Annotated in this window: 20 protein-coding genes; 9 read left to right on the top strand and 11 right to left on the bottom strand. The window is 30.7% G+C overall.

What is annotated here, in order from left to right; translation table 11 throughout:
- Positions 1-57: 57 nt before the first annotated feature.
- Complete coding sequence (locus tag WAF17_RS17645) at positions 58-4,251, top strand: ATP-binding protein (RefSeq protein ID WP_338762448.1); 4,194 nt, start codon at positions 58-60, stop codon at positions 4,249-4,251.
- Here the strand turns inward: WAF17_RS17645 and WAF17_RS17640 are convergent, their stop codons facing one another.
- Entirely contained in the window at positions 4,252-8,856 is a 4,605-nt protein-coding gene (locus tag WAF17_RS17640) for a translocation/assembly module TamB domain-containing protein (protein WP_338762446.1), read from the bottom strand. It lies immediately after the preceding gene.
- Positions 8,857-9,073: 217 nt separating this feature from the next.
- On the opposite strand from WAF17_RS17640, the gene WAF17_RS17635 reads away from it, so the two are divergent.
- Positions 9,074-10,291, top strand: a complete 1,218-nt coding sequence (locus WAF17_RS17635; protein ID WP_338762444.1) for a glycosyltransferase — start codon at positions 9,074-9,076, stop codon at positions 10,289-10,291.
- A gap of 1 nt (position 10,292) precedes the next feature.
- Here WAF17_RS17635 and WAF17_RS17630 read toward each other — a convergent pair whose 3' ends face one another.
- The 3 genes from WAF17_RS17630 to WAF17_RS17620 all read right to left on the bottom strand — a co-directional run bounded on the left by WAF17_RS17630 (position 10,293) and on the right by WAF17_RS17620 (position 12,812).
- Positions 10,293-11,603 (bottom strand): coproporphyrinogen-III oxidase family protein, encoded by a 1,311-nt coding sequence (locus WAF17_RS17630; protein ID WP_338762441.1) that lies wholly within the window; start codon positions 11,601-11,603, stop codon positions 10,293-10,295.
- A gap of 83 nt (positions 11,604-11,686) precedes the next feature.
- On the bottom strand, positions 11,687-11,923 hold the full coding sequence (locus WAF17_RS17625; protein ID WP_338762439.1) for a DUF6728 family protein: 237 nt from the start codon (positions 11,921-11,923) through the stop codon (positions 11,687-11,689).
- A gap of 160 nt (positions 11,924-12,083) precedes the next feature.
- Positions 12,084-12,812, bottom strand: coding sequence for an ABC transporter ATP-binding protein (locus tag WAF17_RS17620; RefSeq protein ID WP_338762435.1), 729 nt, complete (start codon positions 12,810-12,812; stop codon positions 12,084-12,086).
- A gap of 213 nt (positions 12,813-13,025) precedes the next feature.
- Here WAF17_RS17620 and WAF17_RS17615 point away from each other — a divergent pair, with 213 nt between their 5' ends.
- The 7 genes from WAF17_RS17615 (at position 13,026) to hslV (ending at position 18,084) form a co-directional block, all read left to right on the top strand.
- A complete protein-coding gene (locus WAF17_RS17615; RefSeq protein ID WP_338762433.1) occupies positions 13,026-14,279 on the top strand; it encodes an ATP-binding protein in 1,254 nt (417 codons plus the stop codon).
- On the top strand, positions 14,276-14,854 hold the full coding sequence (locus tag WAF17_RS17610) for a D-sedoheptulose 7-phosphate isomerase (RefSeq protein WP_338762431.1): 579 nt from the start codon (positions 14,276-14,278) through the stop codon (positions 14,852-14,854). Before WAF17_RS17615 ends, WAF17_RS17610 begins: the two co-directional genes overlap by 4 nt.
- 99 nt (positions 14,855-14,953) lie before the next feature.
- Positions 14,954-15,778, top strand: a complete 825-nt coding sequence (locus WAF17_RS17605; RefSeq protein WP_338762429.1) for a hypothetical protein — start codon at positions 14,954-14,956, stop codon at positions 15,776-15,778.
- Between the two features lie 39 nt (positions 15,779-15,817).
- Positions 15,818-16,192, top strand: a complete 375-nt coding sequence (locus WAF17_RS17600; RefSeq protein ID WP_338762427.1) for a DUF3703 domain-containing protein — start codon at positions 15,818-15,820, stop codon at positions 16,190-16,192.
- 59 nt (positions 16,193-16,251) lie between these two features.
- Positions 16,252-16,563, top strand: a complete 312-nt coding sequence (locus WAF17_RS17595) for a nucleotidyltransferase domain-containing protein (RefSeq protein WP_338762425.1) — start codon at positions 16,252-16,254, stop codon at positions 16,561-16,563.
- A gap of 110 nt (positions 16,564-16,673) precedes the next feature.
- Positions 16,674-17,438 carry an LPS export ABC transporter ATP-binding protein gene (lptB, locus tag WAF17_RS17590; protein ID WP_338762423.1) on the top strand — a complete coding sequence of 255 codons (765 nt, stop codon included), beginning with the start codon at positions 16,674-16,676 and terminating at the stop codon, positions 17,436-17,438.
- Between the two features lie 109 nt (positions 17,439-17,547).
- A complete protein-coding gene (gene hslV, locus WAF17_RS17585) occupies positions 17,548-18,084 on the top strand; it encodes an ATP-dependent protease subunit HslV (protein ID WP_338762420.1) in 537 nt (178 codons plus the stop codon).
- A 92-nt stretch (positions 18,085-18,176) separates the two neighbouring features.
- Here the strand turns inward: hslV and WAF17_RS17580 are convergent, their stop codons facing one another.
- From WAF17_RS17580 to WAF17_RS17550, 7 genes are all read right to left on the bottom strand, one after another.
- Complete coding sequence (locus tag WAF17_RS17580; RefSeq protein WP_338762417.1) at positions 18,177-18,758, bottom strand: hypothetical protein; 582 nt, start codon at positions 18,756-18,758, stop codon at positions 18,177-18,179.
- A gap of 59 nt (positions 18,759-18,817) precedes the next feature.
- A complete protein-coding gene (locus WAF17_RS17575) occupies positions 18,818-19,054 on the bottom strand; it encodes a hypothetical protein (protein WP_338762414.1) in 237 nt (78 codons plus the stop codon).
- Positions 19,051-19,509: a DUF3592 domain-containing protein gene (locus WAF17_RS17570; protein WP_338762412.1), complete on the bottom strand. Its 459-nt coding sequence runs from the start codon at positions 19,507-19,509 to the stop codon at positions 19,051-19,053. Before WAF17_RS17570 ends, WAF17_RS17575 begins: the two co-directional genes overlap by 4 nt.
- Positions 19,510-19,517: 8 nt before the next feature.
- On the bottom strand, positions 19,518-19,931 hold the full coding sequence (locus WAF17_RS17565) for a DUF3592 domain-containing protein (protein WP_338762410.1): 414 nt from the start codon (positions 19,929-19,931) through the stop codon (positions 19,518-19,520).
- A gap of 25 nt (positions 19,932-19,956) precedes the next feature.
- A complete protein-coding gene (locus tag WAF17_RS17560; RefSeq protein WP_338762407.1) occupies positions 19,957-21,429 on the bottom strand; it encodes a UDP-N-acetylmuramoyl-L-alanyl-D-glutamate--2,6-diaminopimelate ligase in 1,473 nt (490 codons plus the stop codon).
- Positions 21,430-21,625: 196 nt separating this feature from the next.
- A complete protein-coding gene (locus tag WAF17_RS17555) occupies positions 21,626-22,090 on the bottom strand; it encodes a hypothetical protein (RefSeq protein WP_338762405.1) in 465 nt (154 codons plus the stop codon).
- 50 nt (positions 22,091-22,140) lie between these two features.
- Positions 22,141-22,749, bottom strand: a complete 609-nt coding sequence (locus WAF17_RS17550; protein ID WP_338762402.1) for a hypothetical protein — start codon at positions 22,747-22,749, stop codon at positions 22,141-22,143.
- Positions 22,750-22,839 lie beyond the last annotated feature (90 nt).

The raw sequence follows: 22,839 nt of genomic DNA, 5'->3' as shown, positions 1-22,839 counted from the left end.
TTATTAGCATAATTTTGTATATTGTTTTTAGATAAAAAAATTATACAGATTATAAAAATGAATAGAAGCGAAGTAAATAAATATCTTGATGAATTATTAGAAAAAATAGCTTTTTTCAGGAAAGAGAGAGCTATTGTCGTAGAATCATCTCTAAAATTTAATTTAGATAAGAGGATTGAAGAAACAGAAAATAAGATATATCAACTACGAGAATTTCTAAAGGAGTTTCCAAATGAAAATTTTGATTCTTCTTATTTAGAAGAACTGTCTTTGTTATTTGATGCAGACTTTGACTATAATAATTTAGATAAGGTTACTAAAAATTTCATAAATCAAGTGGCTCACATAGAAAATTCAAAAAATGTTGCTTCGCACAATAATTTTAATAATCAAGGTAATGTTCACATTGGAGATATTTATAATTCCTCTAAAGAAAACAAAAAACTAGATACAGAAACAGTTATTAAAAACTTAGCACAAGCATCTTATACTCTCAAAAAGGAACAGTATCAATTTCATAACTTGCCCAACTCACATATAGTAAGAGAAGAAACACAGAAGTTATTAGATTTCATTGCACAAGGTCAAACAAATAAGAATGTAGCTTTTTTAGTAGGCGAAGCTGGAATGGGAAAAACAGTAATTACTAGAGATTTATATCATTCTCTAACACAGCAAAAGATTCCCTGTTTAGCTATAAAAGCTGATAGAAGACCTGCACTTAATATAGAAGACTTAAAAAAAAGTTTAGATTTAAAATATAGCTTTACTAAAATGTTTAAGAATTTATCTAGCTACAATAACATCGTCTTGATTATAGACCAAATAGATGCACTTTCCCAAACCTTGTCTAATAACCGTGAGCCTCTTGAAACTTATACAAGTCTAATAGACTCTCTACATGACATTCCTAATATCAAAATTATTGTTTCGTGTAGAAAATATGATTTGTCTTATGATACACAATTAAATAAATATCAAAACAGACAACAGTATGCTCAATTTGAAGTCAAAAAATTAAAGAAAGAGCAAGTAATCAAAGTTTTGTCGTTGCTTAATATAAAACCCTCTAATCTGAGTAATAAATTAATAGATTTTCTTTCTACACCTTTACATTTGGATGTTTTTTGTAAAGTCTATAAGCCAGTTCATAATTTACTTAAACCAACTGTTACTTTACAGGAGCTTTATGATAAATTATGGGAAGATAAAATAGATGATAAGCTGACTAATGTTAAGTTACCAAAGGAGGAAGTAACTCAATTACTAAAGGGTATTTCTACCAAGATGTATGAAAAACAAACACTTACATTAAAAAGTAGAAAGTATAAAAATGCTGCTAAAAGCCTAAAGTTTTTGATTACCGAAAATCTATTAGTAGAAGTAGAAAACGGAAATATTCAATTTTTTCATCAAACTTTCTTTGATTATGTTTTTGCTCGTTTTTTTGTAGAATCAGGAAAAAGCTTGAGTGATGACTTGGAAAGTAGAGTACAAGGTTTGTTTACTCGTTCAAGAGTAAAACAAGTTATCAATTATCTAAAATACTATGATGAAGATTTGTATGAAGAGGAAGTGTGCAAAATTTTATCTAATGATAAAATTCGATTTCATATTAAACTCATAATCATAGAGTTGTTTTCTTTCTATGAAGATGTTTTGGTAGAAGAGAAAAGAATATTTAATGATATAATAGCTAAAAACTCTGTTTTGTGTGATAAGTTTTTGAGTAAAGTAGTGAGTACAACTTGGATAGAATTTTTATTTGAAAATCATACTGAACTGGTATTGAAGGACGATAGCTCTGAACTTTTACTTGCTCGTTTGGCTCAAATAGATGCAGAGAAAGCAATTTATTTTGTAGAAACCAAATATGAACAACCTAACTATAACCTTATCTTTAGAGTAGCCAATAATATTAAAGATTTCTCTACTCCTTCTGTATTTTCATTTTTAGATAAACATCTATTAGATTTACAAAAAGATAAATATTTATATCCAAAATTAATTGAAAAGGCAAGTGAACATAACAAAAGATGGGCATTTGAAAGGCTGTATGATTACTCTTTAAATAAGACAGAAGAAAAGGAATATAGAGATTATCATTTCAATAAGCTAGTCAAAGATATGAGTGAGATTGATTTAGAGATGTCTTACTACTGTTGCAAAAAAGTAGTGAATAAAAACATAGAAAATTTTATTTCTAGTGATAAAATGCAATATTTTGAAAATGATAGCACAATAAATTACTACGATATCTATCGTTATTATCCAAACAGAACAGATGAAAATTATAACGACTGTTTATTCAATACAATGCTAAAGTATCTGAGTAAAAAAACAAATGAAGATTTGATTTTTGTAAAGTCTGAAATTGAAGATTTAGTAAATAAAAAATTGAAAGCCTACTTTATCATTATTTTAGAAGTGATATTATCAAAACCGACAGTATTTTTTGATGAAACATTCACTATTTTGTCTGATAAAAAACTTTTAGAAGAAGCGCAAGGAGGAGGAGATTATTTAGGTTGGCAAATAAGACAACTATTAGAAAAAACTTTTCATTCGTATAGTAAAGAGCAAAAAAATATTATTATCAAGAAAATCGAACAAATCAAAAATAAGTATGGAAAAGCAGTTATTGAAAAGGATAAAGATGGAAAAAGGGAAGTTGCAAATTATACAGGCTTTTATAAACAGAGTTTAATCTCTTCAATTCCTCTTAATGAATTAAATAATTATCCTCAATTAAAAAGATACTTTCAAGAATTAGAAAGATTACATGGAAAATTCATAGATAAAAAACCCTCTGAGTATATGGTAAATGTTAGAAACGGAAATGTTGCTTTACCAAAAATTGCCTATGAAAAAATGAACTTGAAACAATGGAAATATTCTTTCAAAAAATACAATGAATACGAATCAAGAACATCTATTATTTCTAGAAATGAAGTAAATTTAGAAGGTAATTCAGATCAGTTTCATAATGCTATAAAAGAGAATCACAAAAAATTTATTCCTCTAATTCTTGAAATAATAAATGACAATAATATTCATTTAGAGTATAAAATCAAAGCTGTAAGAGCATTAATGAGTGTAGAATATGATGTTAGTATTATTGAGCTTTTATTCAAGTTTATAAACTTAGATAAAAACTTTAATGACACTTATTTTATTACTGATGTTTATAAATATTTTTTCAGACAAAAATATTATAATGAATCTTTATTTCAAATATTATCAAGCTATATAAATACTTCTGTTAATAGCGAAGTAAATGACATAAATAGTTTTTCTATTAGTGGAAACAAAAAAGGAGTTGGAATTAGATTATTATTGAAATATGGATATAATGAAAATTATTCAGAAAGGGTTTTTACTTTAATACAAGAACTTGCTTTACAGAATACCCCTTTTATAAGAATGGCTATTGTTAAAAATATAGCTTATTTGAGTAGATATAATAGAGAAGAATCTCTAAATATTTTTGTAAAACTAACAAAACATTTGAATTATCATTTGCTAGAAACGTCTATTGCATCATTAGACGATATGATACACATAGATTTTAAAAAGCTAATTCCATTTTTAGAGAAATCTATTGAGATTATAAATAATTTAGAAAACGATAAGGTATATAGTTCTTCAATAGACATTCGTAAAACCATATCTTCAAAACTATTAGGTGCTTGGATGGAGAATTATGAAGGTGCAGAAAAAATATTATTTTATATTTTATCAAAGTCTCAAGAGGATGAAATGCACACAGTTATAAACAGATGTCTGAAGAACATAGGAGAAAATGGGGGTAGATATAGAAAAAAGTCAGAGTTTTTATTGAAAAAAATCATTGATGAAGGGAATGATATAGACAAGTTTCATTTTACTTATTTAGATTCTTTACAATTTGATGATAATTATAATCTGTTGGAATACTTTACTCTATCTCCTGCTTGTATGCAAAGAAATTCGGGTTTTTATGATTATTTGAAATCTTGTATTAGTGATGAATCTTCTGCTCTAAAATGTTTACAACTTCTAATCAATACACAAAAACACGACCTCATACGTAATTATGAATATGATTACGTTTACTCACAATCAGTAGAAGTAGTGATAAAATGCTACAACACTATTCGTAATCATTCTAAGAATGAAAAAATTATAAATTTTGCTTTAGATGCTTTTGATGAAGAACTTAAAAGAACTAACAATCAAAGTGAAATAGATAGAGTTTTGGAGCTTATGTAATCACTCCTCAATCCGAATTTCGTTATCCTGCACAAAAGGAGCTTTCTTTTTCTTCTTTTTAAATTTAAAAAGCTCTTTAAAACTATCAAAGGTAAAGATTTTTAGAAGTCCTGCACCTGCTGTGGAGTTATTTTCTAAGGCTGTATTGAAGGCATTGATATTGTTTTTATGATAGACTTTCATACGCAGTTTTCCATCTGGCAAAATCAAATATTCTACTGTCCAATCTCCTGCAATACTGGCTAAATTAGCTTGATTCTGAACATTTGTAAATGAACCTTCACGAGTTACACGTACTCTTCCTTCAAAAAACGAATATGACAAACGGAGTTGTAATGTATTGAGCGCATCAGCATCTAAACCCTGCACATTTAGGTCAATTTCAAGGTTTTCATCTACTTGCGAAATAAGATTACTAAGCTGATTGGACAAAAGTTCACTCACACTACTTCCTGCCGAACGATTAATTCCCTCAAAAGTATTTTGACTTGACAAACGCCGTAGCAAAATCAAACTAAACACCTGTTTGTTCATCTCTTGGTCGTCATTCTGAATACGAGTTTTGAAAGCAGCTACATAGGACTCTAGCGAAATTGGCGTTCCTCCTGCTATTATCAGAGCTGGATATTGAGGTATATTTATATCAAAACGAATATCTGGAGTAAGCAAATCACCTTTCAAAAATAAATCCACTACAACAGGATAACGTCTTTTTATTTCCTGACTAGCCAAAATACTACTGTCAGAAACAGTAATTAAAGGTGCAAGAGAAGCCATTTGTTCGTAAGTTGCTGTCAAATCTACTTGGGCTGCAAATGGGTCGCCACTCCACGTAATATGGCTTCCTCTATCAACATTAAATTCCTTATTGATGACATTAAGAAAGGTAAAATTATACGCTCCTTTTACGATTTCTACATCGCCATACATATTAAAATCTCCCTTTGTATCAATAATCATTTTGAGCCTTCCCTTTGCATTTCCACGAATAACATCACCCACTTTTTTATCAAAAATAAGTTCTACATAGGCATCAGGTGTAATATCCAAATTAAATTCCATTTTAAGGCTAGATAAATCTTCTTTTCTCAAACGAGTTTTGAGTGAATCTAATTTTGTAGAATCAGTATGATTGACAAAGCGAATGAAAGATTGCGTCGAGACATCTTCAGGATTGGACAGTGGCATATAGATACGTGTTCCAGCTTCACTTTTGGCATTAATCGTAATTCCTAACTGTTCTAGAGCTCCAAAAAGCTCAAAATCTCCTGTGGCAAAGGCAGTTCCATAAAAAAGGTCGTTATGAATAGGTTTTGTATCCAATACTTTCATTTTTGTCATATCTCCACTAAGCTGCATCACAAAATCTTTAAAACCATCGTGAAAAATACCTCCATCAAGGAAAGCAATATTATCAGCATCATCATAAAGACGCAACCTATCCACACCAATTTGATTTTCGGTAAACGTTACTTTATCATCAAAATGATAGACTGTATTTAGATAATCTACTCTAAAACTTCCCCCACTTACAAAAGCTTCTCCTATTAATTTAATCTGATTTGGTTTTCCTTTTATCTTCACAGCTCCATAGACATCACCTTTAAAGCCATCTGCCACAACATTCAAAAATGGCTCAACAATATCTAGCTTCATTCCAATAATTTTGGCATCAAGATTTAAAGGATTTTCTTTATCTTTTGGAGAATAATATCCTGAAATATCTACCACTTCTCTACGTCCGTATGCTAAATAGGCTTCAATATTTAATTTTTGCTCCTCATTATTCCAAACTGATTCTGTATGTAGGTTTCCAATTGGGATTCCTGCCATCACTACTTTTTGAAGATTAAGGTTATTTTCTAGCTTCAACGTATCATAAACCCCACTAATGAAAGCTTCTCCACTTGCTTTGCCTTCTACATCTTGCCCCAAAAATATACCAAAGGGTTCTAAATCTACATTTACTAAACCTACGTTTAATACCGAATTTGGGTCTTTCGAAACTTTACCCATTATTTCTATTCGTTGGCTATCACTTTGCAAAACAAATCTATCTTCAAAACGAATTTCATCTTTTCGTATTCCTATTCTAACAGAAGAATCACTTTTCCATTTGTTATTCAAAACCAAAAACTCTGGATTGATAAGATTAAGTGCATAAATAGAATCTGTAATATTTAAAGAGCCTTTTAGAGCTAAGTTATCTTCATATTCTTGCCTTTTGATATAAGTGTCAAACAAAATTTCTCTCCCAAACCATTGTGCATCTACACGCAGATTTTCGGCAGCAATGGCAGAAGTATAATACTGTCTTTCTGAAAAAATATTGGTCTGAACATCAACGCCTGTCGAATCTAAAGGCTTTATGGCATTAATTTTCAAATCCGTTTTGTAAAGAGCCAAGTCTTGATAAGAAAGCGAGTCTATGTAAGAATCTAAGGTAAACTTGACTTGATTTTTTTCTAAATTTCGTTCGAATGTTCCCTCTAGTTTTGAATCAGCAGCAATGAAAAATTTAGGTTCGAAAAGACGAATAAGAGGATTTATTTTTTTGACATCAATAGTATATTCTATTTTATATGGCGTTTTTTCAGCTGGATTTTTTTCTAATTTTTCTTTCTTCTTTTGATAATATGCTACCTGCGAAGCCGAATCATTCAGAAATTCTAATTGATATTCTTTAAAAGTATTTGTTGCATCATTAATAGCATCTTGTAATCTAAACTCTCCTGTTATATCCAAATCTACATAATCAGATTCTAAATGAATATCACGAAAACCATTTTCTAATGTAGAATTTAGAGAAATTACACTAAGAGCCAATTTATTTTTGTTGTAATCAATCTGTGCTTGACGAATTTCGGCAGTTCCTGTGATGGAATTTAGAGTAAGACCTTGCAGATTAAAATTTCCATTTCCTTGTAGATTTGCAATTTCTCTTGAAATCCCTAAGTTTTGCAAATCTGATTTTATAATACGAATCCTTCCATTGATAATGCTATCCTGCAAATCAATTTTACCTCGCATATCAGCTACCAAATTTGCATCATTGACAGTCATTTCTCCATTAAAAGAAGGATATTTCAAACGTCCATCTACTATAATATTTTTGTAAGAATAATACTTAAATGTATTTTTTAGAGTAATGCTATCCACAGTTGCTTTGACTTCAAAATCAGCTTCTTTTTTGGTAAAACCTTTTCCATCTATTTTTCCTTTTGCTGTAATTTGTCCCAAAAAATCACTCTTTGCCAACTTACCAGCCTTAAAGTTTGTCAGATTTAGTTTTCCTTGGTAGGTTTTATTTGTTGTATTCAAATGAATATCCGTAACTGCATTTCCTATGGAAGTTTTGAATTTTCCGTTAGCTACAAAATCAGAAGGAAAGCCTAAAAACTCACCCGAAAAACTGACCATTCCTAAAGGAGAAATAGTTTGATAATCGGAAGGAGAAATATATTGTTTAATGTCGGAGATGGTAATCCGAGCATCTTTAAAACGCAAATCAAGAAAAGAGTTTTCTAAGTTTGGTAGCCCACGAATAGCTACTTTTCCATCAATAAAACTCTGATTGGCAAAATCTATTCGTAAATCTTTTGAGCGCAAATTATCTACCGTTCCACGTACCAAACCAGTTGCGACCAAACGCTCATCATACGCTCTGAGTGAAGGTGCAAAACGAGCTAAATCTTCAAAATCTAGTTGAGAGTTTTGGAGGTTGGCATAAATATCTACTTTTTCTATAAAATTCTCTGAAAGATAAGCCGTACTGTCATACCTAAAAATGAGTGTATCTTTCAAATGACTATTTCCAACTTTTGCATCAAGATTCAGAAATTCTAATGAATTGTTGGTATAGCGAAAAAACACATCTAAATTACTGACAGGAAAATCTACAAAAGGCTCAATTAAACTTCCTTTTTTGACATTCAATTCAACTGTATCTTTATAAAGTCTAAAATAATCTAACTCGCCATAAATCTGATTAATTGTAAAATGATTGTAATCAAACATTCCTGCTGCTAATGAATCTTTGGTAGGATTATGAAGAGAAAACTGAACATTATGCAGACTAGCCTTACTAATTTTGAAAGGAATTGCTTTTGTTTTTTTAGTGGTATCACTTGTAGAAGAAAGCGCAGAAATAGCTTTTACGAGCTCGTTCACATTCCAAGAGTTAGTAGCTGGATTCAAAGTCATATTAAACTGTGTGCCACGCAACTCCAAATCATCAATCTGAATTACCTTTCCTCCAAAAATCTTGCGCCAACCCAAATCTGCATTAAGCGTATCCGAATCTATAAAAAGACGGTCAGTGTGGTCAATTACACGCAAATTTATCAGAGTTAGTTTATCAATATCTGAAAAATAAAGCCTATCAATTGTAATTGGAAAACCCAAACGCTCACTCAAATAGGTAGCTCCAATTTTGGCAGCCCAAGTTTGTGTACCCGAATATTGAGCAACTAAAGAAATCAAAAGCAAGAAAATAAGCACACCTACCATCAGCTTCAATGAAAAGCGTATCGTCCTGCCCACACGTATCATGAACCAACGGAGGTAAATAGCAAGATTATGATATATTTTCTTTAGTTTTTGCAAATTCTGTTTTTATTTTAAACCCTAAGGGTCTTGAAGACCCTTAGGGTTTATCTGTTCTCTCTACAAAAATACTTCTAAAACCTCTGATTACTTTATAAAAAGCTAAATTTTTATTACTATTTTTGATTATTCACTTATTCAAACAAGAAACTCCTGCTTTCGTTTTAATTGATTTACTTTTAATCAAAATTTTCGCCCAAATCATTTTTCCACTCAAATGCCAAAATTCTCTTTTATTGTTCCTTATCGCAACCGAGACACAAAAATTGCCAAACGCTGTTTGCTTTCTCTTCAAAATCAAAGTTTCAATCAAAAAGAAAATATTGATTATGAAGTCATTTTTATAGATTATGGAAGTGATAAAATTATTTCTGATGAACTAGAGAGTTTTTGTCAAGATTTAGATAAAATAAAGTATGTTTTTAATGAAGTAAGAGGAATGTTTTGGTCTCGTTCGGCTTCTATCAATAATGGAATTTATTTAGCAAAAGGAGAATATTGTATCATTGCTGATGTAGATATGATTTATTCGCCTAATTTTTTGGAAGAAGTAAATCAGAATATCAATCAAAATACACTTTTACACTATCAATGCTTTTATTTGAATGAAGGTTTTGAATATGATAAGTATTTAGAAAATCATAGTTTGAAAATTAAAAATCTAGGTCAGTTTGAAAAAAGCAGTAAAGAATCGGCTATGGGAATTGTCGTTATCCCAACTGAAAAGCTAAAAGAAATAGGAGCTTTTGATGAGTATTACAGACTTTGGGGAATAGAAGACAAAGATTTGAACAGACGTTTATTGAATTATGATTATAAACAAAAATTAGAAATGAAATGGCTCAATGCTGAAAAATCGCCTGTTTTTCATCAATGGCATCCAGCAGCAAATAATCCACTGGCACAGCCAAAAGGTTGGGAGAAAATTGTAATTGACCATTATCATAATAAATATGATAAACCAGAGCTTACTATTCACAAAAAAACAAATGGAATAGAAATAGGAAAAATCTATAAAAAGGAAGAGCGTCCTGCATTGAAAAAATATGAAAGCAACGATATTGAAACCAATTTTGACTTTGAATTTCCTATCGAAAAGGCTTATTCTTCTTTTATAAATCAGTTTATGAAACTAGATAAAAATGAATGTCTTATTCTGAATCAATCGTTTTCTTTAATCGATGAAAAAGCAACAAGCAAAGCAGCACAAGGAGTACGAAAAATAAATTCTCTTTTAGAAAAAATAAAGATTTCATACAGAATGACTGAGCTTTTGAAACACACTTACGGAAATATAGATTTCTATGAAGTGCGTGATTTCTTATTTTATTTTATCGTAGATTTTGAAGATTTTATTGAAGATTATTATTACAAACAAGAGAATGGAACAAATGGAAAACCTGAGAAAATTACCTTGATTTTATTTAAAAAATAGTCTAAACAAACAAATCAGAAGCAATTCCATCGGCAAATAACTTTCCTTTTTCTGTTAAAATTACTTTATCATTTTCCATAAAAATCAGTTTGTCATCAACTAATTTTGAAATAGTTTTTGATTGATTTTGCAGAAGATTGTAATTGTATTTTGTGATTAAATGATTCAAATCTATTCCCCAAATTGTTCGAAGAGAAGTTAAGAAATATTCATTTATTCTATCTTCTTCTGAAAGCTTATCAATAATTTGAGGTAGTTTATTTTTATCCAAATTCTCTACATAATTTCTATTATTGGCAGCATTCATAAAACGATTTTTGCCATCGTAAGAATGTGCTGAAGCTCCCAAACCCAAATAAGGCTCATCTTGCCAGTAGGCTGTGTTGTGTTTGGAAAACTGGTTAGGTTTTGCAAAATTTGAGATTTCGTAATGAACATAACCATTTTCTTTAAGCGTTTGAGTCAAGATTTCAAACTGCTGGGCTGCAAACTCTTCATCAATCGGTTTTAGTTTTCCTCTTTTTAGATAGTTTCCAAAGGGCGTTTTGGGTTCGATAGTCAAGCAATACGCAGAAATATGAGGAACATTCAAAGAAAGCGCAAACTCTAAATCTTTCTCCCAAAAATAATGAGGATTTGATAATAATTTTTGATTAAACCCTTCACTTTGTTTTTCAAAATTATTTTTAAACAAATGATTATCTTTTTCTTTTGGTAACTGAACACCATAAATTAAATCAATACTAATATTATCAAAACCTGCTTGTTGAGCTAGTTTCACACAATTTTTTGCCTCCTCTGCATTGTGCGCTCTATTCATAAACTTCAAAAAAGATTCTTCAAAAGATTGAATACCAATACTCAAACGATTAAAACCAATTTCTTTAAGTCCTTTCAAAAATTCTAACGAAGTAAGGTCGTCTGGATTTGCTTCAAGTGTAACTTCTGCAGTTGAATCAATCTGAAAAGTTGATTTTACTTTTTCTAAAATAGCTTGTAGTTCAGAAATTTCTAAAATAGAAGGCGTTCCTCCACCAAAATAAATAGTTTTTAATGATTTTTGTGTCGTCGGTGGGGACACCGACAACGGCTGTGGTTGTGGGTTTGTCGCTCGTGAGGACACGAGCAACGGTTGAGATTTATCTTTTTCTATCAAATTTGGAGAAACAGCATTTTTGAAAAAGTTCTTTTGGAGTTCAATTTCTTTATCTAAAGCATACAAAAAAGCCTGTTTTTGCTTGAGATTTGTACTAAAGTGAAAATCGCAATAATGACAGGCTTGTTTGCAAAATGGAATATGAATGTATATCATAAGTTGTTGGTGTCGCTGTCGCTAAAACACCAACAACGGCAATTGAAAACCTCGTTGACGGCAACGCCTCAACGACGGTTAATTTAACTAAGAAATAATTTTTTGACAATAATAAAAATAATACCTAACAAGAAAACAGTAATCGAAATCTTATTAATAGTGTGCATTGCACGAATATTGAAGTTTTTAGAATTTTTCTTAGTAAAAAAATACGTCAAAACGGGCATCAGAGCAAAATAATCTTTGAGCGAGTTCTTTTTTTTACGGACTATTTTTTCAGAATTATTATTATCTTCTATATTTGCTTTTGTAGTTTGCATAACTTTATTTGAATTACGAATTAGACAATTACGAATTACGAATGCAATTCTCTATTGTACTCTCAATCTTTTGAGAAAGATTTTTGTTTGTTTTTGCTACAAAGATACAAAAATTGGAGATACTCCTTGCCATTGCTGGTGTCCCCACGATGTTCAAAAACTACTCTTTTTTTACCAAATCAGCCAAATTTACTTGTGTTGGATTTTCATTTTTCTCATCTCTTTCAATATTTCCATCACGCATAAAAACAACACGGTGTGCATAATTAGCAATATCTTCTTCATGCGTAACCATAATAATTGTATTTCCTTTTTTATGAAGCTCTGCAAACAGATTCATAATTTCGTATGATGTTTTTGTATCTAAGTTTCCAGTAGGCTCATCTGCTAAAATAATACTTGGGTTGTTGATTAATGCCCTTGCAATGGCTACACGCTGCCTTTGTCCACCCGAAAGCTCATTTGGTTTGTGATGATAACGGTCGCCCAAACCCACATCTTCTAATGCTTTTTTGGCTTTTGCATCTCGTTCTTTTTTGCTGTACCCTGCATAAATAAGTGGCAAAGCAACATTATCCAACGAAGAAGCACGAGGCAAAAGATTAAAGGTTTGGAAGACAAAACCAATTTCTTTATTTCTAATTTCTGCTAACTGGTCTTCTGAAAGTCGGCTTACATCCCTTTTGTTTAAAGTATAAGAACCACTCGTAGGCGTATCCAAACAACCCACAATATTCATCAATGTAGATTTTCCAGACCCCGAAGGTCCCATAAAAGCAACATATTCGCCAAAATTAATAGAAATAGAAACAGATTTGAGAGCGTGAATAATTTCATCTCCCATTTTATAACGCCTTGATATTTTTTCGGTACGGATTACTTCGTTCATAGTTTTTTTATATTTTCCTCGTGCTAATTTCCTCATGCTAAAGCATAAGGTACGTTTTCACACGCTAAAGCGTATGCTACAAGAGATACATTTTCCTTTCGGTTAGTAGCAACTTTAAAAGTAGTATTACAGTTTTGAGTTTTTTATTTGGTATTTTTGTATGTAAAATGAACTATTGGCTCAAAAGATAAGTAGATATTGTAAAAAACTATTATGGAAATAAAAGAAGAATGGAAGCAAATTCTTGATACTCTACCTGATGAATCAAATACTTTAGATTATAAAGTAAAATTTTATGATTTAAAAGATGAAAATGGTAAAAAAAATAAACGAGAAATTATAGAAATGGCTCGTGATGTAAACGCATTCTTAAATTCTCCAAGAGAAGGAAGTGCATTTATATTGTGTGGTGTAACAGATAAAAAACAAATAGTAGGATTAGGCAATCAATTTATTAATGCTGATTTGGTTTACAGTTGTTTAGAGGAATATATAGAAATAACAGCTAAAATAAATGTAGAAAACTTTGTTTACGATGAAAAAAGCTTTTGTATCATTGAGATAGATATACCCTTTCAAGGACGTAAATCAAGATTTTTAAAAGAATTTATACAGATAAATAAAGAAAATCCTAATAAGAATGTTAATATTCCAAAAAATACTTTCTTTTTTAGAAAAAAAGATGACAATATAATCAATACTAGAATAAGTCATGTAGAGGAAGTAGAATTATCTAACTGGTTAAGAAGTCAAATTAGATATGAACCTGAAATTGAAGAGTTTATAGACGAAAATATATTACTTTTAAAGAATACTACATTCTTATCAGATACATTATATAGTAAGTTTCAAATAGACAGAGACAAAGCCAAGGTTTTAATAAAATATAGAAGAGAAGAACTTAAAGAATTTACTAGAAGATTTATATTTCCAGAAGATATGGAAGGTGAAAAAGAAATTAATGACAACCTTTTTAAAAAATTTAGGGTATCTAAACGTCTACGAATACCGTTAGAAAATCATATTCGTCAAAAGAATAATCGTAATAAACTTTTTTCAAGTGGCGAATTTATTTTTGGAGCTAAGTGGATAGTTATACTTATATCTTTTCCATTGTTCTTTTTAGGAATGTATCATTGTGATAATATAGATAGACATGCTTGTGGTTCTTCAATTTGTGATTCTCTAAAATTAGAACAAAATTTTTATGATTTTGAATATGAATATTCTAAATCTGAATGCGATTGTGATAAACTTTTGAGTAAATCTTTCAGAACACACTTAGATAAATTGTTATCAAGTCAAGAATATACAAATGCTAGATTACTCTTAGTGGAATATAGAGATATTTTAGATGCAAAAGCCTTTAATTCTAGGTTAGAAATAAGTATTTTTAAAGATGAATCTTTATCACAAAAAGAAAAAGAGGATTTAATAAATAGACACAAAATACATACAGTTAAATGAACAAAAAATTCATAAACACACGCATACAAGAAAGCATCGCTACAAAAGAGAGAATTTTGACAAACGAACCTTTATTAGAAAACATTTCAAAGGCTGCACAGGCTTGGAAAATAACTTTTGAAAAAGATGGAAAAGTTCTTTTTTGTGGAAATGGTGGAAGTGCTGCCGATGCACAACATATTTCTGCCGAACTTTCTGGTCGTTTCTACAAAGACCGAAAACCACTTTTTGCCGAAGCCTTGCACGTTAATTCTTCGTATATGACAGCCGTAGGAAATGATTATGGCTATGATATTGTTTTTGAAAGAATGGTACAGGCAATGGGACGAGAAGGCGATGTTTTGGTGGCGATTTCTACTTCTGGAAATTCTCCAAATATTGTAAAAGCCGTTGAAGCAGCCAATCAAATTGGAATGATTACGATAGGAATGACAGGAAGCAAAGGAGGAAAACTAAAAGAACTCTGTGATATTATTTTGAATGTTCCTTCTGATGATACGCCACGCATACAAGAAAGTCATATTTTGGTAGGACATATTTTGTGTGAATGGGTAGAATTGGCTTTATTTGAATAAAAAAATGGAATTGATTAGTGAGTGATACGATGGATATTTTATGAAAGTCTTCATAAATTTGCTAAAGCGAACTCAATACTTGTTTAATCATAATCATAAATGACTACACTTCAAGAAAACTTTGAAGATTTGACTTATTTGCATCCGACAAGAAAAAAAGCATTTGTCAGACTGTTAATAAGTGAACTTATCAACACTAAATATTTGACATCTGATATTGAATTGACAACCAACAGAAACGATTTTCTCAATAGCTTTTTACCTATCTATTTTGATATAATTGACCAAAAATTCAATTCAGTAGCAAAGACAGAAATACTGTTTGATGAGTTTTGTAAAAAGTCTGTTGAATTTGAAAGGCTTTTAACCAAAATTGTTGAAACAACCTTTGACAAACTGAGTAATATTAAAATCAATTGGGACTATGAACAAAATATAGAACCAATAGAAAGATATATTCGAATTCAAGACAAAATCCCTTTTTCTATGCCGACAAATATGTCATTTCTAAAAAGAGATAGATACCATAATAGTCATTCTGATAAAAAATTTGAAGGTTTACAACAAGAATTTAGTTTACTTCTAAATGAAAAAGATAATAAAAGACTTTTATCTGTTGGTGTAAGTTACTGTTATGGAGATATTGTTCTTCCCAAGACTTATGATATTATCTTTGATACAAGAGATTTTACAAAATATTGGGAGCAAAAAACTATTGTAAAATATGCGTTCAATTTCGGAAGTTATTTTCATACTAACTTATGGCGAGGATACCATTCACATTGTTTAATAGAAGTAATAGGAGATATTCCACCAATATTTGACGAATTACCAAACAATGATGGGAGTAGAACTTTACACAAAGGAATTGGACTTTGTACAAAATATGATTGGCAATACATAAAAGAAAATAATCGTACCTAACAACAGCTTGTAATAATCATTTTTATTGACACATTTACTATGAAATTTTACACTTCAATTCCCAAAACGCTAAAACCGTTTTATGATTTAGAATTAATCAATTATAAAAATGAATATTCTAAGGAGAACTTTAAACAGGCTTGGATTCATTTGGAAAGAGCGCATGTATTAGGACAAAAATATCCTTATGCTCATACCTTTGTGCATCTAAAAATGTTAGAATTTGGTTTTAAAATTAAAGATAGAAAAGAAATACTAGGACAAATCCCTCGCTTAATTTTTGGAGGAATAAAATCTTTTGTAGGAAAAATTCCTGTTGGAAATACAGGTGGAGCAAATGTTCCCCCTTTAAAACCTTTACCAATAAGCAATGATTTGAAAGATATTTTTTCTAAAGCTGAAATAAATATTTGAAATTGTAACGTTGATAATGGTTTGTAATCAAACCTTAGCAATCGTTTTCGTTTTACATTATGCTAAAAAATCTACATTCCATTTGGAAAAAATACGAACTCAAAAAAGTCTATTTATTTGGGTCTTATGCTCGTAATGAGCAGAAACCAAGTAGCGATATAGATTTTTTGATAGAACATGCTGTTGATTTTTCTTTATTTGATTTAATAAAATTACAATTAGATTTAGAGAAGGAATTGAATATTGATGTAGATTTGATTAGTAACAATTCGGTTTCTGAATTCTTAAAAGATTCTATAAATAGAGACAAAATACTTATTTATTCACAAAATGAAGTTTTTACAAAAACAGAATTGCATCAAAATGATTAGTAATTCGTAAGTTTGGATATAAAAATATTTTAGAAACACAGAAGTACAAAGTTACTCAAGGAAATAAAATTGAATTTCACTGATTACTGGTAACTGATAACTGTAAAAAAATGGTATTGAGAGCAGAAAATTTAATCAAACGCTACGGAGGCAGAACTGTTGTAAATGGCGTTTCGATAGAAGTAAATCAAGGCGAAATTGTAGGAGTTTTAGGGCCAAATGGTGCTGGAAAAACGACTTCTTTTTATATGATTGTAGGATTGGTAAAACCCAATAGTGGCAAAATTTATCTTGATGATAGAGATATTACCAAACTTCCTATGTTTCGTCGTTCGCAACTTGGCATCGGATATTTGGCGCAAGAAGCCTCTGTTTTTAGAGAACTTACCGTAGAGGAAAATATTCTTGCACCATTACAGATGCGAAATTTATCCAAACAAGCACAAAAAGAAAAAATGGAAGAGCTTATTGAAGAATTTCGTTTGAAGCGTTTCCAAAAAACAAAAGGAAAGTTACTTTCTGGTGGAGAGCGTCGTCGTGCCGAAATTGCTAGAGCAGTAGCTACTAATCCAAATTTTATTTTGTTAGATGAGCCTTTTGCTGGTGTCGATCCGATTGCCGTAGAAAATATTCAAATGCTAGTGGCAAAACTCAAACAAAAAAATATTGGTGTGCTTATCACAGACCACAACGCCAACGAAACACTTTCTATTTGTGACAGAGTTTATATTATGTTTGAAGGAGACCCTTTTGCAAGTGGAACGCCTGAAGAAGTATCAGCAGATAGCCGAGTAAAAGATGTTTATTTTGGTCGTCAGTACGAATACAAGCGTAAAATATTCGATTTTGATACTGATTTTAATGAAGAAGTTTAAATTTTCCCATTAAGGGTAAATTTGTAACCTAGAATACTATAATTTATAAAAAATTAAATGCCAATGCCGTTGTTGGTGTTTCCACCAACGACATTATACTAACAAAACTATGCAAAAAATAAAATCAACAACCGTTCTTGCCGTTTCTCACAACGGACAAATCGCCATCGGCGCAGACGGACAAGCAACCATGGGAAACACAGTAGCCAAATCTACTGTCAAAAAAATTCGTAAGATTGCAGATGGAAAAGTGCTAACAGGTTTTGCAGGTTCAACTGCTGATGCCTTTACGCTTTTAGAACGCTTCGAAGAGAAACTAAACTCACACGGAGGAAATGTAAAACGCTCTGCCATCGAACTTGCAAAAGATTGGCGTACAGACCGTTACCTTCGCAAATTAGAAGCAATGATGATTATTGTAGATAAAAACGGAATCTTGAATATCTCGGGTTCGGGTGATGTCATTGAGCCTGATGAAGAAGTAGAATCGATTGGTTCGGGAAGTATGTATGCAAAATCTGCTGCCCTTGCTTTGAAGCGTCATGCGCCACATCTTACAGCCGAAGAAATGGTAAAAGAAGCACTAACAATTGCTGCTGATATTTGTATTTATACAAATCATAATTTTGTGATAGAAGTGCTTTAAATTCAATTACGGATTACGGATTACGGATTACGGAAAATAAATTATTAAACTAAAAAGTACAATGTGATTTTGTGTTTAATTTAATTTTTTAATTAATTAGAGAAGTTTCCTCCAATAAAATAACGCTCGTCGTCTTTGATGAGCGTTCCTTCAAAACTTCCTTTTGTTATTCCTGCTGAATCTAAAAGTAGCAGTTTTACAGTTCCGTTTTCTAAATCTCCCTCTATTTTTTCTTGTCCTTGTGTGAGCATTACGTGTACACTTGCGTAAGGAAGACTATTTTTTGCTATTGGATATGCTCCTTTTTGTAGCTTTTTGGCAAATAATAAGACTTTTGCATGTTTATTTGAAACGCTTAACTGTTCGTTTTCGCTTTCACTAGAAATATCGCTTTCACTTATCTCACCCTTCACTTTTATTATCCTTTGAATAGTAAATTTTTGTTCTGGAATTACGATTTGATTTAAAGGTTTTGATTCTACCACCACAGTTGGGTCTTCTGCTTCTTCTGATGTAGCTCCTGCTACAACATCTTCTTTATTACGCTCTTTTTTGTCTTGATTTATAGTTGTTTCTGTGCCTTCCATACTTTCATTAGCAGGAGAACCTGACTTGTGGCTAGAACAAGATTGTAAAATAATGAAAATACAGCACAAACTGATTATAGACTTCATAGATAATTTTTTATTTTATAAGTAAAACTATTCTTCAAATTTAAACTAAATTCTGCAAACTAATATCTATTTTGTTTAGTTTCAGAATCTATACTTAGTGAAAACAAACCAATATTATAGGGTAATAAGTCATTATTAATATCTCTAACAAGACTTGTTAGCATCTCTTTTTTTTCTCTTATAGCTGAATAATCCCTTTCAGGCTCTAAATCTTCTTCGTACAGTTCCATCATTTTCTGTGTTTCCAAAATTAAGTGTAACGTTCTAAAAATAGATTTTTCGTTAGTTCTTTTCATTGTGTAGTATTTTTTCTAAAAGAATCAATAATGAACCACAGTCCAATGCAAATAAAAACAAAACCTGCTAAAGAATAACTAAATGGAAATAAATAAAGTCCCTTAAAAGAATTTTCTCTTTGTTTATTTGGGTTTTCTTTGTAGTAAATTATATCTATAGTGTCTCCGAGTTGGTGGACAATAGATGTGGAAGCTGTGTTTATATTGTATATAGATGTTATTTTATTACTTTCTAAATCAGAATATTCAAGAATAGGCTGATAAACATATCCAGTATATTTGGGCTGCTCAACATATTTTTTTCCTATATCTATAACTATTGCTTTTGTGGCAATTCCATTTTCAAGTAAAAAATTTGTTTTATTATATTGCTTAGTACCTAAAAGCAACAAAACACCTCCTATTCCTATAAAGAAAGAACGCAGTACCCACGAAAAAATAGAAAGGTGTTGCATAAGTTTGATTATTTATTTCTAAAAGAATGAATCAAAAAGCCTAATCCAATGACAGAAAAAACAATTCCTAAAACTCCAAAAACAAACGCCAACCCATATAAATCAAAGAAAGAATTTATCTTTTCACTATTTGGTTCATCTTCGAAATATATTATATCTACACTATCGCCTACACTATACTTAAAGTTGGTTGATGTTGTACTACTTACAAACGTTATTGTGTTGTTTTCATTGTCTTTATACTCAAAGATAGGTGTGTATTCATAACCATCCATTCCACTTTCTTCTCCTTCATCTATTACAAGGGCTTTTGTAGTAGTTCCAGTTTGTAGTAAGCTTCTAACTTTAGTATAACGATTTACACTAAAGACAAGAAAAAAAACACCCAATAAAAGTAGAAATCCGAAAATAATATTTTTCATAGTTTATAAAAATTGAGTTTAGAAATCACTCCAAAGATTCTTTCAAAATCACTCTATCATCAAATTCAAATCGCTCTCCATTTATTTCTTGATAGGTTTCATGTCCTTTTCCTGCTACCAAAATAATATCATCCTTCCCAGCCATACTACATGCTCTTTCAATGGCTTCTTTTCGCAGAGTTACAGTTTGATATTTTGAAGGCTCTACTTCTTTTACACCTTCTAGCATATCTTTTATAATTGTTTCTGGCTCTTCTGTTCTTGGATTATCTGATGTAAAAATAGACCAATCACTATAATTTGTTGCTATTTTTGCCATTTCTGGGCGTTTGGTTTTGTCTCTATTTCCACCACAACCTATTACAGTAATTAGATGTTGATTCGTTTTCTTGATTTCACTTATTGTCTTCAAAATATTTTCAAGTGCATCGGGTGTATGGGCATAGTCCACAATCGCATGAATTCCCAAAGATGATGTATAACGCTGGAAACGACCATTTACCCCCTTTATATTTGATAATTCTGTCAAAATTTCATCTTCATCTTCTCCCAAAAGCATCGCCACACCATAAACTGCTAACAAATTATAGGCATTGAAATGACCAATTAGTTTTGTCCATGTTTCTTTTCCGTTTATTATTCCGTTCTGCTTTTCTTCAATCTGTAGCTGCATTCCTTCAAACGAACTATCCATAATTCTGACTTTATAATCAGACATAGATTTCATCGAAAAAGTAACGTGTTTGGCTTTACAGTTTTGAAGCATGACCAATCCTCGTTTATCATCTTGATTGACAAGCGCAAAAGCAGTATTCGAAAGCATATCAAAAAACCCTTTTTTAGCTCTAATATATTCTGCAAAAGTACCGTGATAATCCAAATGGTCGTGTGAAATATTAGTAAAAACAGCTCCCTTAAAATGAAGTCCTTCAATACGTTTTTGTACGACAGCGTGTGAGCTTACCTCCATAAAAACGTGTGTACAGCGTTTCTTTACCATTTCGGCAAGTAATTTATTGAGTTCTACTGGATTGGGAGTTGTATGTGTAGAGGGATAAATTCGACTTTTTATTTTGTTATGAATCGTCGAAATAAGTCCAACATTATATCCTAGTTTTTTGAATAATTTATAAAGAATGGTTACGACGGTGGTCTTTCCGTTTGTACCTGTAACGCCTACTAAGTTGAGCTTTTTGGAAGGGTTTCCATAGAAGTTTCCTGCCAGTATTCCTAGTGCTACTGCCGTATTTTCTACTTGAATGTATGTAATTTCTTTCTCTAAATAAACAGGTAATTTTTCACAAACAATTGCTTTTGCTCCATCTTGAATAGCTTGTTTTATAAATTGATGTCCGTCTGCAACCGTTCCTTTTAAGGCTACGTACATATCATTTTTTTCTACTTTTCTTGAGTCAAATTGAATTTGATTGATTGTCCCCTCTAAATCTCCTTGTATAGATTGTGTTTTTAATGTTTTGAGTAATTCAATTATTTTCATGACTGATTATTTTTTATTGGAAAGGTCTTTTTGGTAGTTTCTTCTTTTTTAAATCTTTTTGCAGCTACTTTGTTTTGATAAAAATTCATTAAAAACGCTGTTTCTAGAGTGGTAGAATATAATCAAAATCGACAAAAAAAGCAATGCAATTTAATTAAAATTGCATTGCTTTTTGTATCATTTATTATTTTGCATTTTATACAATTGAAGGTAAAGAGATAGATAAAATTCCTAAAGCAATAAGAATAACACCATAAACAATTTCTGCTTGAATTATTGCTACTGCTCCAACAATTATAAAGACAATACCAATAATTCTGAATAATAGAGCGATACCACTATCCATTTTTGATTCTTTAGAACCTTTAATTTGCTTTTTCTCAGCTTTTTTTAGCTTTTTGATGAGAAATTTGTTTGCAATACGCTCTTTCAAACTCATGTCTTTTTTGTTAGCTTCATAATTAGCTTCCATTTTTTCTTTGAGTTCTTTGGCAGTAACCTTCTTAGTTTCTTTAATTTCTGTTTTGTTTTCTGATTCAGTTTTTGGTTTTTCAGAAGCAACGTTTACAGTACTTTCACTTTCAGCAGGGAAAGTAGGCATAAAAGCAAACGAAGAAAATCCGAATACTAGAAGAACGAGGGTTAAAAAAGTAGTTTTCATAAAATAAACTGGGGGTTAAATTGAAAAAAATATAAGCACAATTAAAAAAATCAAAGCAAGTAAAGTATAAATTCAGTCAATAGAGGAAACTCAAAAGCAAAAAATGAAACTAAGAGTAATCCAATAAAAAACCAAATTATAATCTTTGAACTATTTGACATCTGTTTTGATGAAGAAGCCAACAAAAAAGCAAGTAAAGCCACACAAGAAAACAAAATACCTGTTATGATGCTTCCTGTAAAAAAAGCCATAACTGCTACAAGAATACTAGCCCAACTAACAAGTCCAGCCGTATGCTGACCATTCCATCTCTTAGCACCTTTTTGCAGTTTTGGTTTACGATGCCTTTTTTTGGCTCTATTACTTTTTAGAACTAGCTTTAAGATAGAAAGTTTTTTTCGAAGTGAAACTTTTCTTTTTTTGGTCTTTGTTTTTGTACTTTTAGATTCAAAAATAGTTTTTTTACTTGACTTCTCTATTTTTTGAAAAATATTTTTTGTGTCAGAAGTTTTGGATTCATATTTTTTATTTTCTGTTCCTAGCTCAAAAGAAAGAGTTAAAGCATTTGTATTTTGAATAATTCCAATAAAACAAGCTAGAAAAATAAATATTTTTTTTGAATCAGTATTTAAATAAATGGGAAGGTAATAATTGAACATAAAAAATTAAATTATTTTTGGTTAGATACAAAAAAGATTCTGTACGTTGCATCTTTAAAAATACTTTTTTCACTACGAAGCACAGAATAC

It is taken from the genome of Bernardetia sp. ABR2-2B (assembly GCF_037126435.1).
In the GTDB taxonomy this organism is placed as follows: Bacteria; Bacteroidota; Bacteroidia; order Cytophagales; family Bernardetiaceae; genus Bernardetia.
This window is presented reverse-complemented; position numbering and strand designations above follow the sequence as displayed.

Coding starts and splice junctions, on each gene's coding strand:
- WAF17_RS17645 (WP_338762448.1), top strand. CDS start 58: ATGAATAGAAGCGAAGTAAATAAATATCTTGATGAATTATTAGAAAAA.
- WAF17_RS17635 (WP_338762444.1), top strand. CDS start 9,074: ATGCCAAAATTCTCTTTTATTGTTCCTTATCGCAACCGAGACACAAAA.
- WAF17_RS17630 (WP_338762441.1), bottom strand. CDS start 11,603: ATGATATACATTCATATTCCATTTTGCAAACAAGCCTGTCATTATTGC.
- WAF17_RS17625 (WP_338762439.1), bottom strand. CDS start 11,923: ATGCAAACTACAAAAGCAAATATAGAAGATAATAATAATTCTGAAAAA.
- WAF17_RS17620 (WP_338762435.1), bottom strand. CDS start 12,812: ATGAACGAAGTAATCCGTACCGAAAAAATATCAAGGCGTTATAAAATG.
- WAF17_RS17615 (WP_338762433.1), top strand. CDS start 13,026: ATGGAAATAAAAGAAGAATGGAAGCAAATTCTTGATACTCTACCTGAT.
- WAF17_RS17610 (WP_338762431.1), top strand. CDS start 14,276: ATGAACAAAAAATTCATAAACACACGCATACAAGAAAGCATCGCTACA.
- WAF17_RS17605 (WP_338762429.1), top strand. CDS start 14,954: ATGACTACACTTCAAGAAAACTTTGAAGATTTGACTTATTTGCATCCG.
- WAF17_RS17600 (WP_338762427.1), top strand. CDS start 15,818: ATGAAATTTTACACTTCAATTCCCAAAACGCTAAAACCGTTTTATGAT.
- WAF17_RS17595 (WP_338762425.1), top strand. CDS start 16,252: ATGCTAAAAAATCTACATTCCATTTGGAAAAAATACGAACTCAAAAAA.
- lptB (WP_338762423.1), top strand. CDS start 16,674: ATGGTATTGAGAGCAGAAAATTTAATCAAACGCTACGGAGGCAGAACT.
- hslV (WP_338762420.1), top strand. CDS start 17,548: ATGCAAAAAATAAAATCAACAACCGTTCTTGCCGTTTCTCACAACGGA.
- WAF17_RS17580 (WP_338762417.1), bottom strand. CDS start 18,758: ATGAAGTCTATAATCAGTTTGTGCTGTATTTTCATTATTTTACAATCT.
- WAF17_RS17575 (WP_338762414.1), bottom strand. CDS start 19,054: ATGAAAAGAACTAACGAAAAATCTATTTTTAGAACGTTACACTTAATT.
- WAF17_RS17570 (WP_338762412.1), bottom strand. CDS start 19,509: ATGCAACACCTTTCTATTTTTTCGTGGGTACTGCGTTCTTTCTTTATA.
- WAF17_RS17565 (WP_338762410.1), bottom strand. CDS start 19,931: ATGAAAAATATTATTTTCGGATTTCTACTTTTATTGGGTGTTTTTTTT.
- WAF17_RS17560 (WP_338762407.1), bottom strand. CDS start 21,429: ATGAAAATAATTGAATTACTCAAAACATTAAAAACACAATCTATACAA.
- WAF17_RS17555 (WP_338762405.1), bottom strand. CDS start 22,090: ATGAAAACTACTTTTTTAACCCTCGTTCTTCTAGTATTCGGATTTTCT.
- WAF17_RS17550 (WP_338762402.1), bottom strand. CDS start 22,749: ATGTTCAATTATTACCTTCCCATTTATTTAAATACTGATTCAAAAAAA.